We start from the raw sequence: 14,549 nt of genomic DNA on the forward strand, positions 1-14,549 counted from the left end.
AAAGTCGGCAACGAAGGCGTCATCACTGTTGAAGAGAACAAAGGCCTCGAGACAGAAACAGACGTTGTTGAAGGGATGCAGTTCGACCGCGGTTATCTGTCGCCATACTTCGTCACCAACCCTGACAAGATGACAACAGAGCTCGAAGATGCAATCATCCTGCTGCACGAGAAGAAGCTTTCTTCGCTGCAACCAATGGTTCCACTGCTCGAATCCGTGATCCAGTCCGGCAAGCCACTTCTCATCATCGCTGAGGATGTCGAAGGCGAAGCACTGGCAACTCTGGTTGTGAACAAGCTGCGCGGTGGTCTGAAGATCGCTGCAGTGAAGGCACCGGGCTTCGGTGATCGTCGCAAGGCTATGCTGCAGGACATCGCGATCCTGACAGGTGGTCAGGTGATCTCTGATGATCTGGGCATGAAGCTTGAGAACGTCACAATCGACATGCTGGGTTCTGCCAAGCGCGTTTCCATTACCAAAGACGAAACAACAATCGTTGATGGCGCAGGCGACAAGGGTGAGATCGAAGCAAGAGTTACCCAGATCCGCGGTCAGGTTGAAGAAACCTCATCTGATTACGACCGTGAAAAGCTGCAAGAGCGCGTTGCCAAACTGGCAGGTGGTGTTGCCGTAATCCGCGTCGGCGGCATGTCTGAAGTCGAAGTAAAAGAGCGCAAGGACCGCGTTGACGATGCGCTGAACGCGACACGTGCTGCTGTGCAAGAAGGTGTTGTCGTCGGTGGTGGTGTTGCTCTGGTTCAAGCTGCCAAGGCACTTGATGGCATGACCGGTGCAAACGCTGACCAAAACGTCGGTATCGCAATCGTGCGTAAAGCCATCGAATCGCCACTGCGTCAGATCGCTGAAAACTCCGGTGTTGACGGGTCCGTTGTTGCGGGCAAGATCCGCGAAAGCAACGACAAGGCATTCGGCTTCAACGCGCAAACAGAAGAATATGGCGACATGTTCAAGTTTGGCGTGATTGACCCTGCAAAAGTTGTGCGCACTGCATTGCAGGACGCGGCCTCCGTTGCGGGTCTGCTTGTCACAACCGAAGCCATGGTCGCTGACAAGCCGTCAAAAGACGGTGGTGGCGCCGGTGGCGGTGGCATGCCTGACATGGGCGGCATGGGCGGCATGATGTAAGTCAGTCGCTGGTCTTTGGCGGGCGGTCCGTCCGTCAGAAGCTGATGCGTCACGTAATGAAGAAGGCGGTCCCGATCGGGACCGCCTTTTTTCGTGGTGGAGCCACATCATTGCTCTGAGCCATTGCAGACCTTTCCATTTGCCAGCATCCGGTATCAAATCGGCGCCAGGTTCCGAAAGGCAGACAATGAAACTTTTTGCGCTCGTCGCCCTGACCATGTGTGCCTTTGCCGCAAACTCTGTGCTGAACCGGATTGGTGTGGCTTTGCAGGGCATGGACCCGCTTGATTTCGCCACCGTGCGAACGGCTGCCGGGGCCGCGATGCTGTGGGGATTGATCGCAACACGCAGCGCCCCGCAACCGCCTGTTCTGCACGCCAAGCGATTTGCCGGTGCTGCGGCTCTCGCTGTTTATATGATCGGGTTTTCATGGGCCTACATCACCCTTGATGCGGGTCTTGGGGCGCTGATCCTTTTTGGAGTCCTGCAAATCGTTGTTTTCGGTTGGGCTGTGATGGAAGGCGGAAAAATCCCGCTTTTGCGCTGGATCGGCGCAGGCATCGCGCTGACTGGCCTTTTTGTTCTGCTGTGGCCCGGCGGTGATGCAAGCGTTCCGTTTGGTGGGGCGGTTGCGATGACAATCGCAGGCATTGGCTGGGCCGCCTATACGCTTTTGGGGCGGGCAGAGGCTGATCCGCTCGGCGCGACGGCGGGTAATTTCCTGCTATGCCTGCCTTTGGTGGCCCTTGCGCTGATCGCAACTGGCATCGGAACGATGCCCCTTGGCGGCATTATCACAGCCATCATCGCAGGGGCGCTCACATCGGGGGTTGGCTACGCCATGTGGTACCGCGCCCTGCCCTCGCTTCCGACCACTGTTGCGGGCATTGCGCAGCTCAGCGTGCCCGTCATTGCCGTAACCGCGGGTGTGGTTTTTCTGAACGAGCCGCTGACACTCCGCCTGATCGTTGCAGGGGCGCTCGTACTCGGAGGGATTGCTGTTTCGTTGATGGCGCGACGTTAGGTTTCTGTGGACAGGGGGGTTTTGTCAGCGCGCGTGAATGCTACCTTATAGGCATGAAATTGCTATGGGCCATACTTATGGGACTTTCTGCGACCAGTGCTGCAGCAGCGCCGGAGCAGGAATGCGTCGTCCTCCTGCATGGCCTGGCGCGGACGGAGATTTCGCTGACCCCGATGCAATTGGTCCTTGAAGACGCGGGATACTACGTCGTGAACCGCGGATACCCGTCCACCACGGAAACGATCGAGACTCTGGTCGATGAATATATCGCTGATGATGTGGCTGCATGTGGCGATCGCACCGTCAATTTCGTCACCCATTCGATGGGCGGTATTCTGGCCCGCGCATGGCTGACAAACAATCGCCCCGTGAAAATGGGCCGCGTTGTCATGCTGGGACCGCCGAATGCCGGTTCTGAGTTGGTGGATTTGTTCGGTGATCTTGAACCGTTTCAATGGATCAACGGACCTGCGGGCCTGCAATTGGGCACCGAGGAAGACAGCCTGCCCAACAGTCTTGAATTGCTGCCCTATGAAATCGGCATCATTGCGGGCAACCGGACCCTCAATCCGGTCTATTCGAGCCTGATTGACGGGCCCGATGACGGCAAGGTTTCGGTGGAATCCACAAAACTTTCGGAAATGAAGGATCACATCGTCTTGCCGGTCACGCACACGTTTATGATGAACAACCCGCTTGTGATCGAAGAAGTGCTCGTCTTCCTGCGCGAAGGCAACTTTGACGCAACGTTGAGCCTGACTGACGTGCTTTTTGGTGAAGACAGCAACGACTAGGCGGGTTTTACAATCCGGTTCACGTGACCCATCTTGCGGCCCGCTTTGACGTCGGCTTTGCCGTAGAGGTGAATAGCGGCATCCGTCTTGGCCAGGGCTGGCACCCGGTCCACATCTTCGCCGATCAGGTTTTCCATGACCACATCTGCGTGGCGTGATCCATCGCCCAACGGCCAGCCAGAGACAGCACGAATATGCTGTTCAAACTGGCAGATGCTGCATCCGTTTTGCGTCCAATGGCCGGAATTATGCACCCGTGGCGCGATTTCATTCACGATCAATCCGGCGCGGGTGACGAAAAGCTCAACCCCCATCACGCCGACATAATCAAGGGCGTTTAGTATACGCGCGGCAATCAGCACGGCATCGGTGCGCTGGTTGGGCGTCAATCGCGCAGGCACAGTGGTTGAGCGCAGGATACCGGCCTCATGCACGTTTTCACCCGGGTCGTAACATGCCACCGCCCCGTCAGGCGCACGTGCCCCGATAACGGAAACCTCGTGGCTGAAATCAACGAAGCCCTCCAAAATTGCCGGCGCGCCCGCCATATCGCCAAACGCCGACTGCACCGCATCAGGCGTCATGATCCGGGCTTGCCCCTTGCCATCATAGCCGAACCGACGGGTTTTCAGGATTGCAGGCGTGCCGATTGCCGCAATGGCCGCATCAAGATCATCGGCTGAGCTGACATCTGCAAATGGGGCGGTCTGCAAACCAAGAGCCTTCAAAAACTGCTTCTCTGCAAGGCGGTCCTGACTGGTCGCCAGAGCCTGCCTGCCGGGGTAGATCGGTACCAGTTTTTCAAGCAAATCAAGCGCGCTTGTCGGGATGTTTTCGAATTCAAAGGTGATGACATCGACGCTTTGCCCGAAAGCGGTCAAAGCGGCTTCATCTTCGTAGCTGGCAGTCGTCACCTGATGCGCAACATCACCTGCTGGCGCGGCTGCGCCGGGCTCAAAGATATGGGTTTTCAGGCCCAATCGCGCGGCCGCGACAGACAACATACGACCCAACTGACCGCCCCCCAAGATCCCGATGGTCGCACCGACAGGAAGCAGATTAGTCATCCGAAGGCTCATCTGGAATGGCGGCACTCAAATCAAGTCGCCATTGGTCGAGACGGGCCGCCAGGTCAGGGTCTTGCAAGGCCAGAATACTTGCCGCCATTAACCCGCCATTCTTGGCACCTGCCGCACCGATTGCCATCGTCGCCACGGGAAATCCACGCGGCATTTGCAGGATGGAATAGAGGCTATCGACCCCAGAAAGTGCATTGGTTTGAACCGGAACACCAACGACAGGCACACGGGTTTTAGAGGCCATCATGCCGGGCAAATGCGCAGCACCCCCTGCCCCTGCGATAATGACTTGAAGGCCACGATCGACGGCCGTCTTGCCGTACGCCCACAGACGATCCGGCGTGCGGTGGGCCGAGACGATCTTTGTCTCATAGGGCACGCCCAATTCATCAAGCACATCAGCCGCTTCGCGCATTGTCGCCCAGTCAGACTGGCTGCCCATGATAATGCCAACAAGGGGTGTGGTCATATCGTTGTCCCATCGCATTCAGAAAGCGGCACTATAGCCAAGGCGCAAGCCACGGCAATGCCGTCAGGCAATAATATCCGGCAGAATACGGTCTTGCAGTTGGGTGATGCGGTCTTTCAACGCCAGCTTTTGCTTTTTCAACCGCTTGATGGTGAGCATATCCGATGATCCGCGCTCTTGCAGGGCAGCAATCGCGTCATCAAGGTCGCGGTGTTCCTGGCGCAAGACCTCAAGCTTCACCCGCAACACGTCGCGCTCGTTCATTTCGGCAGAAGAGTTCATGAAAGAAACGTCCAGAATAAGCGTTGCGTCGATGGATCCCCGGTGGGAGCCTTGCAAGAACCTAATACGTCCTCTTGATCAATGCACCCTCCGGCCCCATATTTTTATGCAAGGTCGCCGTAAACGGGGCCGCAACCGACAGTCGCTTCGAAAAGGACATGTCTTATGACAAAACTGGCTTTGGGGACGCATCCGTTCCTACTGGGATTTGAACAGCTGGAACGGCTGGTCGAACGGACCGCGAAAAGCGGCAACGAAGGGTACCCGCCCTACAATATTGAACAAACGTCCGAGAATTCATACCGCATCACGCTTGCCGTTGCTGGTTTCGCGGAAGGTGATTTGGCGATCACGGTCGAAGACAGCTCGCTGGTCATTCGTGGGCGCCAGACAGACGACGGCGATGGGCGCATTTTCCTGCACCGCGGGATCGCCGCGCGCCAGTTTCAACGGTCTTTCGTTTTGGCCGATGGCGTCGATGTTGGCCAGGCGGTGATTGAAAACGGTTTGCTGCACGTCGATCTGACGCGCGCGGTGCCCGAGCGGGTCATCCAGACAATCAACATCAAGAAAGGGTAGATCATGGATACGAAATTCGATTTCGCTGCACTGGAGCAAAACATCGTCTACGTGAAACCCATTCTCGTGACCGAACTGCCCGACGAGGTGCGCAAGCAAGTTGGCGATATGTCAGAGGTCTACGCCGTGCACAATGCAGCGGGCGAACAGCTCGCTCTGGTTGCCGACCGCAAAATGGCGTTTCACCTTGCGCGCGAAAACAACATGGAGCCTGTGACCGTGCATTAAAGTGGACGGGGGCTTGTTTTGACGCGCCTAAGAAATTCGCAATACTATCGTCTCGGTATCAAGAGCCATACCGAATACCGAAAACGGGCATGCAGTGCGCGTCGCGATGACGGTCGGCGTCAGATCACATCGAGACTAATTCAGTTGAATCAAGAAGACTGAATCCAGGCAAACGCCCATTTGAACTTCATGGATTTTTCTCTGAGCCAGACTGACATCCTTCCAGTCGAATTCCAATCAGGTCCTATCCTAGCAAGCATATCGGGCTTCGCTCTAGGTCGATGGAAGCAGCGCTGAGTTTTCATTTGTTCAGAAACGCAACGCCATCTAAGCAAGACTACGCCTTAATCAACCCCATGCTCTCAAGCTTCAGGATCACCTGATGCGCGCAGTTGTCAACTTCAACGCTCTCGGTTTCTAGTCGGAGTTCAGGGCTATCAGGCACATCATAAGGGTCAGAAATACCCGTGAATTCCTTGATCTTGCCGTCACGCGCCAGCTTATACAGCCCCTTGCGATCCCGCCGTTCGCATTCCTCAATTGAAGTCGCGACGTGGATTTCGATGAAAGCGCCAAACTGCTCAACATCTTCGCGCACGGCCCGACGGGTCGTCGCATAAGGCGCAATCGGCGCGCAAATGGCGATGCCGCCATTCTTGGTGATTTCAGACGCGACATAACCGATCCGGCGGATGTTGAGATCGCGGTGTTCCTTGCTGAAACCCAGCTCAGACGACAGGTTCTTGCGCACGATATCACCGTCCAAAAGTGTGACCGGACGCCCGCCCATCTCCATCAGTTTGACCATCAACGCATTGGCGATTGTCGATTTGCCCGAGCCGGAGAAACCGGTGAAAAACACGGTAAAACCTTGCTCTGCCCGTGGTGGACGTGTCTTGCGCAGCTCCTCCACAACAGCGGGAAAAGAGAACCATTCAGGTATTTCGAGTCCTTCAGACAAACGGCGGCGCAATTCAGTGCCTGAGATATTCAGGATGGTGACCTTGTCCTGATCCGTAATCTCATCGGCTGGCTCGTATTGGGCGCGGTCTTGCACATAGACCATGTGCTTAAAGTCGACCATTTCGATGCCCATCTCTTCTTGATGCTCACGGAACAGGTCTTGTGCGTCATATGGGCCGTAGAAGTCTTCGCCTGCTGCGTTTTTACCGGGGCCTGCATGGTCACGACCAACGATGAAATGCGAGCAGCCGTGGTTTTTGCGGATCAGCCCATGCCAGACAGCCTCACGCGGGCCGGCCATACGCATGGCTAGGTTCAGGAGGCTCATGGATGTCGTCGATGAAGGGTACTGATCGAGCACCGCCTCGTAGCAGCGCACACGCGTGAAGTGATCAATATCGCCCGGCTTTGTCATGCCGACCACCGGGTGGATCAGCAGGTTCGCCTGCGCTTCTTTGGCAGCGCGGAAGGTGAGTTCCTGATGGGCGCGGTGCAAGGGGTTGCGGGTTTGGAACGCCACGACTTTGCGCCATCCCAGCTTGCGGAAGAAGGCACGCAGTTCATTGGGGGTATCGCGGCGCCCCCGAAAATCATAATGCACCGGCTGCTGAATACCTGTCACGGCGCCACCAAGATAAACACTGCCTGCCGTATTGTGCAGGTAGTTCACTGCCGGATGGGTCTGATCGTCAGCGCCGAATACCTGCGCCGCTTCATGGGCTTTATTCGGCACCCATTTGTCGGTCACGGTCATCGTGGCAAGGATCACCCCTTCTTGGTCGCGCAGCGCGATGTCCTGGCCCAACGTGATCTTCTCTGCTTCTGCGTCGGTGACATCGAGGGCGATCGGCATCGGCCAAAGCGTACCATCCGCCAAACGCATCTTGTCCACGACACTTTCATAATCTGCCTGAGACAGGAAACCCTTCAACGGGCTAAAGCCTCCATTCATGAGCAATTCCAGATCGCAGATCTGGCGCGGCGTCAGGTCGTGGCTATGCAGATCCGCGGCTTCAATTTTCAGCTTCTGAGCACTTTCGTATGAAACGAAAAGCTCAGGGATGGGTGCCAGATTTAGTGTCATCGCGACCTCTATTGAAAATCATCACTATTTGAGGCCGGATTAATCACCCTGCACGATAAAAGTCGAGGCTTGATTACTCGGCCGCCTTTTCAGCAGTGCTGTGTTCCATCTCTGCTATGTATTTCTCTGCGTCCAAGGCGGCCATGCAACCCATACCGGCGGAGGTCACAGCCTGCCGATAGACATGGTCGGTCAGGTCGCCGGCCGCAAACACGCCCGGTATTTCCGTCTTTGTCGTGCCGGGGGCGACTTTCACATAGCCGCCATTGTGGGTTTCAAGCTGGTCCTTGACCAACTCGCTGGCCGGTGCATGGCCGATCGCCACAAAGACGCCCTTTGCCGCAAGCTCTGTCACTTCGCCGGTTTTGGTGTGCTTTACCCGCACCCCCTCAACGCCAAGCGGGGAATCAGCGCCATAGACTTCTTCCACCTCATGAAACCAGAGTGTTTCAATCTTGGGGTTATTCATCAGGCGGTTCTGGAGGATCTTTTCCGCGCGCAGCTCATCACGGCGGTGAACCAATGTTACCTTGGAGGCAAAATTCGTCAGGAAAAGTGCTTCTTCGACCGCCGTGTTGCCGCCGCCTACCACAACGATCTCTTGACCGCGGTAGAAAAAACCATCGCAGGTCGCACATGCGCTGACCCCGAAACCTTTGAATTTTTCCTCGGACGGAAGCCCCAGCCACTTCGCCCGTGCCCCGGTGCAAAGGATAACTGCATCAGCCCTATAGACAGCACCACTGTCACAGGTCGCCGTGAAGGGGCGGTTCCGCAAATCAAGCGTGGTGACAATATCGCCGACAATCTCGCAGCCCATGGCGCGGGCATGCGCTTCCATGCGGATCATCAGATCAGGACCCTGCACGCCGGTATCACCGGGCCAGTTTTCGACTTCGGTCGTTGTGGTCAATTGCCCGCCCGGCTCGATGCCTTGGATCAATACTGGTTCCAACATCGCACGCGCGGCGTAAACACCAGCCGTATAGCCCGCAGGGCCGGAGCCGATAATCAAAACCTTGATATGTCGCGTGTCGGTCATGGCCGCCTCCTACAATCCGTTATGCCAGATATAGACCCCGTCTGCGCGCGATGAAAGGCTCCCCGGTGCAAATTCGGCATGGTTATTTTCTTGCCAAAACTTGAAATAATGTTGCGCGCATGGCGGCATTAAAGTAGCATTCGCAAAAATATGGGGAAATTTTGATGCCGGGCACGAAACTTGACGAAATCGACCGTATGATTCTTGCGGAGCTGCAGGCCGACGGTCGCATGACGAACGTTGAATTGGCAAAACGCGTCGGAATCTCCGCGCCACCGTGCCTGCGGCGTGTGCGTACTCTTGAGGAACAGGGCTTTATCCAAGGCTATCACGCCGACGTCAACGCCCGCGAACTTGGCTTCGAGGTGCAGGTTTTCGCGATGGTCGGACTTGTCAGTCAGGCAGAGGCGGACCTGAGCGCATTCGAGGCGCGCTGCAATGGCTGGCCCTTGGTCCGTGAATGTCACATGCTGAATGGTGAAGTGGATTTCATCCTCAAATGCGTGGCGCCCGATCTGCGGACTTTTCAGCGGTTCTTGACGGAGGAGCTGACCAGCGCGGACAATGTGGCATCAGTGAAAACATCACTGGTGATCCGCGGCGCAAAAGATGACCCAGGGGTACCGTTTGACGTGCTAGAGGCGCGTTTGGCGCAAGAGGCATAGGTTAGGGATCGTGGGGTCGTGGGACGAGGGACGAGGGACGAGGGACGAGGGATGGCTAGTTTGAGCCCAAACCTCCCGGATACTGCGCACTGCATAAATGGCCATTTTCTGTTAGGTTCGCGGCCCAATAGATGCTTATCTGTCGACGGTATCGGAGGGTTGCAATGAACAAAGAAGACCACGCCACACGCATCGGGCACGTGAACTTGAAGGTGTCAAATTTGGAAAGTGCAATAGCGTTTTATACAGACGTGATGGGCCTGACGCTAATGCAGAGGTTCGGAACCGGCGGTGCTTTTTTGGGATTTGGCGGATATCATCATCACATCGGGCTAAACACTTTGTCGAGCGCAGGTGGCGCTCCGCCGCCCGAAAGCTGCACTGGCCTACACCACGTGGCATTTCTGTATCCCGATCGAGATGCACTGATCGCGGCGGTCCAACGCGTAATGGTGCATCTGAAGGACGTTGGAAGCGACGAAGTCCCGCAAGTCAGTGACCATGGTGTTAGCGAAGCCGTCTATTTTCACGATCCGGACAATATCCTGATTGAGATGTATTGTGACAGGCCGACAGAAGCTTGGCCTTACGATACTGCTGGCAACCTTGCGATGTTCAATGAGCCGGTTGAGTTGGAGACTTTTCTTAATTCGTAGCTGACAAAGGCTCCTCGCGGAGCGATTGCGCGTTTCCGAGAAAGCGGCCCTTCGGAATGCGCCAACCAAGGTCCACCCCATCCGCACAGCCGCCGTCGCTCTATTTCTTCCCACCCCACTTCCACCAAAAAAAGGCGCCCGCTTTCACGGACGCCTTTCCTTCACTTACCCCCTGTCCAATGCGCGAACAGCTGACCGGGGTGCCGTGATCTCTATTCGCCACCGCCAAGCTGGTGAACATAGGCCGTGACCGCTTTGATCTCTGCCTCTGACAGGCGCTCGCCCCAAGGCGGCATGACGCCAAAGCGCGCATAGCGGACCGTTTCCTCAATGCTTTCGGTGTCCCCACCGTAGAGCCAGATCGCGTCCGTCAGGTTTGGCGCGCCAAGGTCATAGTTGCCCGCGCCATTGTCGCCGTGACAGGCTGCACAGCTATTTGCGAAAAGCTCGGTTCCTGCCTCAGCCAAGGCGGGGTCGTAGCCTTGCCCGGAAATCAGACGGACGTATTGCACGACCTGATCCACCTCTTCATTGCTGTAGATATCGTCGAAGGCCGTCATCTCGGAGTACCGCGCATCCCAGTCCTCTTCATTTCGGATCCCGTGGCGGATTGTGTATTCGATCGCGTCAAAGTCGCCACCCCACAGCCAGTCGTCATCCAGAAGATTTGGGTAGCCAACCGCACCTGCGGCACCTGAACCGTGACATTGCGAACAACTGTTGCGGAAAACGGCCGCACCGGCAGAATTGGCAAAGCGCAACAAGTCTGGGTTTTCGCTCAATGTGTTCAGGTCAACGGAAGCCAATTGCGCCGAAATCTCTGCGTTGGCGTCTTCAAAACGCTGGATTTCCTCAGCGACTTCGCCGCGGGTCGAGTACCCCAAGACACCTGCCGTCGCACCGCTTATCATCGGCCAAGCCGGATAGGCGATCGTATAGCCGATGCCCCAGATGATAGTCAGATAGAATGTCCAGAGCCACCACCGCGGCAACGGATTGTTGAGTTCCTTGATCCCGTCCCAAGTATGACCCGTTGTGTCGGTGCCTGTGACTTCATCAATGTCTTTTTTATCATTGCTGCTCATGTTGCAGCTCCTCAGTCTCGGAAGAACCGGGCTGGTCCTCATTGCGGAAAGGGATGTTGGCGGTCTCTTCATGTACCGCCCGGCTGCCGGGGCGGAACGCCCAAAGGACAGCGACGACAAACATCGTGAACAACCACAAAAGCAGCCAGTTATCTGCCATTTGGGTTAGCAAAGAAGTATTTTCCATTGTTCAATCTCCTTAGCGGCTTGCGTCTGGGGTAAAGGTCGAGAAGTCGACCGTCGTGCCCAGCATTTGCAGATAGGCGATCAAGGCATCCATCTCTGATACGCCGGGCGCGTCATCAAAGTTGCGGATCTGTGCCCCGGGGTAACGCTCAAGCAGCTCGTCATAGGCGTCGGTGTCCGGATCGGCCTGTGCCAACACATCAGCTGCGGCCACCGCGATCATCTCATCGGTGTATGGGACACCGACCAACCGATGGGTCGCAACCAGATCAGCGGTATATTCCGGGTTCACTTGCGTATCGAGCAGGTAGGCATAGCCCGGCATGATCGATTCCGGCACAACCGAGCGTGGCGCGATCAGGTGATCGAGTTGCCATGCATCCGAATACTTGCCGCCCACACGGGCAAGATCTGGCCCTGTCCGCTTTGAGCCCCATTGGAACGGGTGGTCGTACATTGATTCCGCCGCCAGCGAATAGTTGCCGTAGCGCTCAACTTCGTCACGCAACGGGCGGATCATCTGGCTATGGCAAACGTAGCAACCCTCGCGGATGTAGACCTCACGGCCCGCCAACTCCAGCGGGGAATAGGGTCGCACCCCTTCTACCTCTTCAATGGTGTTTTCGAGATAGAACAGGGGTGCGATTTCCACGATCCCGCCCACCGTCACCACCAACAGGGAGGAGACAAGTAGCAACGTCGGACTACGTTCGAGGATCGCGTGTTTGGAAAGGAAGCCTTTGGCTGGTGAGTTTGGTGTATCAGACATTTCTCTGACCTCCTTATTCTGCTGGCACGCCAACCGGTGCGGTGACTTTCGCCCCACCCCGGATGGTCATGAACATGTTCCAGACCATGATGAGCGCGCCGGAGAGGTACAGAACCCCACCCAGAGCACGCACCACATACATCGGGAACTTTGCGGATACGGTGTCGGCAAAGCTGTTCACAAGGAACCCGTTTGCGTCGACCTCACGCCACATCAGGCCTTCCATGATGCCGGTCACCCACATGGATGCCGCATAAAGAATGATGCCGATTGTGGCCAACCAGAAGTGCCAGTTGATCGCGGACATAGAGTACATCTGCGCGCGCCCCCAAAGTCTTGGTGTCAGGAAGTACAGGGCAGAGAATGTAATCATGCCATTCCAACCGAGCGCACCGGAGTGTACGTGACCGATGGTCCAGTCCGTGTAGTGTGACAGGCTGTTAACGGCCTTGATGGACATCATTGGCCCTTCGAATGTGGACATCCCGTAGAACGCGAGGCTGATAACCATCATCCGAATAATCGGATCGGTGCGCAGCTTGTCCCAGGCGCCTTGCAGCGTCATCAGGCCGTTAATCATGCCACCCCAGCTTGGCATCCACAGGATGATCGAAAAGACCATACCCAGCGTCGAGGCCCAGTCAGGCAGTGCGGTGTAGTGCAAGTGGTGCGGACCTGCCCATATATACAGGAAGATCAGCGCCCAGAAGTGAATAATGGAAAGCTTGTATGAGAACACAGGACGCCCGGCCTGCTTTGGCACGAAGTAGTACATCATGCCAAGAAAGCCCGCCGTCAAGAAGAAACCGACGGCGTTGTGACCGTACCACCACTGCACCATCGCATCCTGTACGCCGCTGAATATCTGCACGGACTTGCTGCCCCAGATGCTCACCGGAATGGAGATATTGTTCACGATGTGCAGCATGGCAACTGTGACGATGAACGACAACAGGAACCAGTTGGCCACATAGATGTGCTTCTCTTTGCGCCTGAAGATAGTCCCAAGGTAGACCAGCAGGAAAGCCACCCAGACGACCGTCAGCCATAGGTCAACGTACCATTCGGGTTCGGCGTATTCTTTGGATTGCGTCGCCCCAAGCAGGTAACCTGTCGCCGCCAAAACAATAAAGAGGTTATATCCCCAGAAGACGAACCAGGCTAGGTTGCCGCCCCAAAGCCGTGCCCCGCAGGTGCGCTGCACGATATAGAAAGACGACATAATCAGGGCATTACCCCCGAACGCAAAAATCACCGCACTGGTATGCAGTGGACGCAGCCGTCCAAAATTTCCGTAGGGTTGGAGGACTTCGAAGTTGAGTTGCGGAAAGGCGAGCTGGAAGGCAATCACCACCCCAACAAGAAATCCGACAATGGCCCAAAAGCCTGTCGCAATAACACCAGCGCGGACGACATCGTCCATATATCCTTCCGGTGTGGCCATCACTGGCGCGTCCATATTGCGCAAGACACGCACAAACAGGAACGCAGCGACGGCCATTATGATGATGGCGTGAACGATATAGGCTACGTCACGCCCCCAGTTTGCTGCAATAGCGGCAAAGAGCGTGATGCCCCCCAAAGCTATCAGCTTCACATAGTTCCCCATAAGAGCTCCCCTTCTTTGGTCGGATCGCAGATGCGTCCGACAAGCTACTTGGTGGTTATCCTTATGGTGTTGATAGCTGCCGACGGTCCTTGATGTGGATCAATGGGGCGCTTGATGTGGATCAAGACGCCTGTCTGCGTCATCTGCCATGTTGTGAATAAGTGGCGATTTTGCGCGAAGAATCGACCCTGACCGTAGAACCGACAGGAAGGCCAACGCTATGGCTTATAAGATTATCGCGACCATTTTGACGGATAACGACCAGGCGACAGAAGGGCTTGATGCCGCAATATCGCTTGCCGACCGCATGGGCGCACATCTTGATATCTATATTGTCACCATCAGCCATACCGAAACAATGAGCTACGCGATGGGGGCCGATGCCCTGATCGTCGCTGAGCAAACCAAATATGCGATGCAGGAACGCGAAAAAATCGAGGTCTGGTTAAAGGACCGGATGCACGGAGAGATGATCCGCTGGGCCTCTCAAGCCGCGACAGTTCAGGGCCCGGCCCTTACCAATTTTCTTGCCCGCAAATTGCGTTTTTCTGATCTGGTGGTTCTCCCCCGCCCGTATCAGGACAATCCGGAAGCTGCGACTTTGGTCGAAGCAAGTCTGTTTGCCGCAGAACGTCCGGTTTTGATGATCCCCAAAGGTTGCAAGGCGCCGGATGAAGGTGGCCATGTGCTGATGGGATGGAACGATGGGGCCGAAGCCTTGGCAGCGGCGCGTGCGGCCATGCCGCTGCTCAGTCGCGCTGATGTCGCCGATATCTGCATCATTGATCCACCACGCAATGCCGCGGATCGTTCAGATCCCGGCGGTGCGATGGCGCAGTATTTGATGCGCCATGGCACCAGAACGGAGGTCGCCGTCTTGTCGAAATCC

At 56.2% G+C, this 14,549-nt stretch carries 17 protein-coding genes; 8 read left to right on the plus strand and 9 right to left on the minus strand.

Translation table 11 applies throughout. The features are described 5' to 3' along the window. The 3 genes from groEL to ACFDSS_RS09280 form a co-directional block, all read left to right on the plus strand. Window positions 1-1,146, plus strand: a 1,146-nt coding sequence (gene groEL, locus ACFDSS_RS09270) for a chaperonin GroEL (protein ID WP_375255471.1), incomplete at its 5' end; no start/stop codon positions are given. Between the two features lie 187 nt (window positions 1,147-1,333). Next, window positions 1,334-2,170, plus strand: coding sequence for a DMT family transporter (locus ACFDSS_RS09275; protein ID WP_375255472.1), 837 nt, complete (start codon window positions 1,334-1,336; stop codon window positions 2,168-2,170). 53 nt (window positions 2,171-2,223) lie between these two features. Further along, a complete protein-coding gene (locus tag ACFDSS_RS09280) occupies window positions 2,224-2,964 on the plus strand; it encodes an esterase/lipase family protein (protein ID WP_375255473.1) in 741 nt (246 codons plus the stop codon). Here the strand turns inward: ACFDSS_RS09280 and ACFDSS_RS09285 are convergent. From ACFDSS_RS09285 to ACFDSS_RS09295, 3 genes are all read right to left on the minus strand, one after another. Further along, window positions 2,961-4,031: a 5-(carboxyamino)imidazole ribonucleotide synthase gene (locus ACFDSS_RS09285; RefSeq protein WP_375255474.1), complete on the minus strand. Its 1,071-nt coding sequence runs from the start codon at window positions 4,029-4,031 to the stop codon at window positions 2,961-2,963. The genes ACFDSS_RS09280 and ACFDSS_RS09285 overlap by 4 nt on opposite strands. Then, window positions 4,024-4,512 carry a 5-(carboxyamino)imidazole ribonucleotide mutase gene (gene purE, locus ACFDSS_RS09290; protein ID WP_375255475.1) on the minus strand — a complete coding sequence of 163 codons (489 nt, stop codon included), beginning with the start codon at window positions 4,510-4,512 and terminating at the stop codon, window positions 4,024-4,026. Before purE ends, ACFDSS_RS09285 begins: the two co-directional genes overlap by 8 nt. 63 nt (window positions 4,513-4,575) lie before the next feature. After that, window positions 4,576-4,794 carry a YdcH family protein gene (locus ACFDSS_RS09295; RefSeq protein ID WP_375255476.1) on the minus strand — a complete coding sequence of 73 codons (219 nt, stop codon included), beginning with the start codon at window positions 4,792-4,794 and terminating at the stop codon, window positions 4,576-4,578. Window positions 4,795-4,959: 165 nt separating this feature from the next. Between ACFDSS_RS09295 and ACFDSS_RS09300 the strand changes: the two genes are divergently transcribed. Both ACFDSS_RS09300 and ACFDSS_RS09305 read left to right on the plus strand, forming a co-directional pair. Continuing rightward, the gene (locus ACFDSS_RS09300) at window positions 4,960-5,373 is read left to right on the plus strand and encodes an Hsp20 family protein (RefSeq protein WP_375255477.1); all 414 of its coding nucleotides are present in this window, start codon (window positions 4,960-4,962) and stop codon (window positions 5,371-5,373) included. A 3-nt stretch (window positions 5,374-5,376) separates the two neighbouring features. Next, window positions 5,377-5,601 carry a DUF1150 family protein gene (locus tag ACFDSS_RS09305; protein ID WP_375255478.1) on the plus strand — a complete coding sequence of 75 codons (225 nt, stop codon included), beginning with the start codon at window positions 5,377-5,379 and terminating at the stop codon, window positions 5,599-5,601. Window positions 5,602-5,938: 337 nt separating this feature from the next. Here ACFDSS_RS09305 and ACFDSS_RS09310 read toward each other — a convergent pair whose 3' ends face one another. Both ACFDSS_RS09310 and trxB read right to left on the minus strand, forming a co-directional pair. Beyond that, window positions 5,939-7,648, minus strand: coding sequence for a bifunctional sulfate adenylyltransferase/adenylylsulfate kinase (locus ACFDSS_RS09310; RefSeq protein ID WP_375255479.1), 1,710 nt, complete (start codon window positions 7,646-7,648; stop codon window positions 5,939-5,941). 73 nt (window positions 7,649-7,721) lie between these two features. Beyond that, window positions 7,722-8,690, minus strand: a complete 969-nt coding sequence (trxB, locus tag ACFDSS_RS09315) for a thioredoxin-disulfide reductase (RefSeq protein WP_375255480.1) — start codon at window positions 8,688-8,690, stop codon at window positions 7,722-7,724. Between the two features lie 164 nt (window positions 8,691-8,854). Between trxB and ACFDSS_RS09320 the strand changes: the two genes are divergently transcribed. After that, entirely contained in the window at window positions 8,855-9,355 is a 501-nt protein-coding gene (locus ACFDSS_RS09320; RefSeq protein ID WP_375255481.1) for an Lrp/AsnC family transcriptional regulator, read from the plus strand. Window positions 9,356-9,519: 164 nt separating this feature from the next. Next, window positions 9,520-10,011, plus strand: a complete 492-nt coding sequence (locus ACFDSS_RS09325; RefSeq protein WP_375255482.1) for a VOC family protein — start codon at window positions 9,520-9,522, stop codon at window positions 10,009-10,011. A gap of 212 nt (window positions 10,012-10,223) precedes the next feature. Here the strand turns inward: ACFDSS_RS09325 and ccoP are convergent, their stop codons facing one another. The 4 genes from ccoP to ccoN are packed head-to-tail and all read right to left on the minus strand — an operon-like array spanning window position 10,224 to window position 13,660. Beyond that, window positions 10,224-11,096: a cytochrome-c oxidase, cbb3-type subunit III gene (ccoP, locus tag ACFDSS_RS09330; RefSeq protein ID WP_375255483.1), complete on the minus strand. Its 873-nt coding sequence runs from the start codon at window positions 11,094-11,096 to the stop codon at window positions 10,224-10,226. After that, window positions 11,083-11,283 (minus strand): cbb3-type cytochrome oxidase subunit 3, encoded by a 201-nt coding sequence (locus ACFDSS_RS09335; protein WP_375255484.1) that lies wholly within the window; start codon window positions 11,281-11,283, stop codon window positions 11,083-11,085. The genes ccoP and ACFDSS_RS09335 overlap by 14 nt, the downstream gene beginning before the upstream one ends. A gap of 12 nt (window positions 11,284-11,295) precedes the next feature. Beyond that, a complete protein-coding gene (gene ccoO, locus ACFDSS_RS09340) occupies window positions 11,296-12,051 on the minus strand; it encodes a cytochrome-c oxidase, cbb3-type subunit II (RefSeq protein ID WP_375255485.1) in 756 nt (251 codons plus the stop codon). A 13-nt stretch (window positions 12,052-12,064) separates the two neighbouring features. Beyond that, window positions 12,065-13,660, minus strand: a complete 1,596-nt coding sequence (gene ccoN, locus ACFDSS_RS09345) for a cytochrome-c oxidase, cbb3-type subunit I (protein WP_375255486.1) — start codon at window positions 13,658-13,660, stop codon at window positions 12,065-12,067. Window positions 13,661-13,880: 220 nt separating this feature from the next. Here ccoN and ACFDSS_RS09350 point away from each other — a divergent pair. Next, on the plus strand, window positions 13,881-14,549 hold a 669-nt coding region (locus tag ACFDSS_RS09350; RefSeq protein WP_375255487.1), incomplete at its 3' end, for a universal stress protein.

Origin of the sequence: Yoonia sp. (genome assembly GCF_042093035.1) — a bacterium.
Classification (GTDB): Bacteria; Pseudomonadota; Alphaproteobacteria; order Rhodobacterales; family Rhodobacteraceae; genus Yoonia.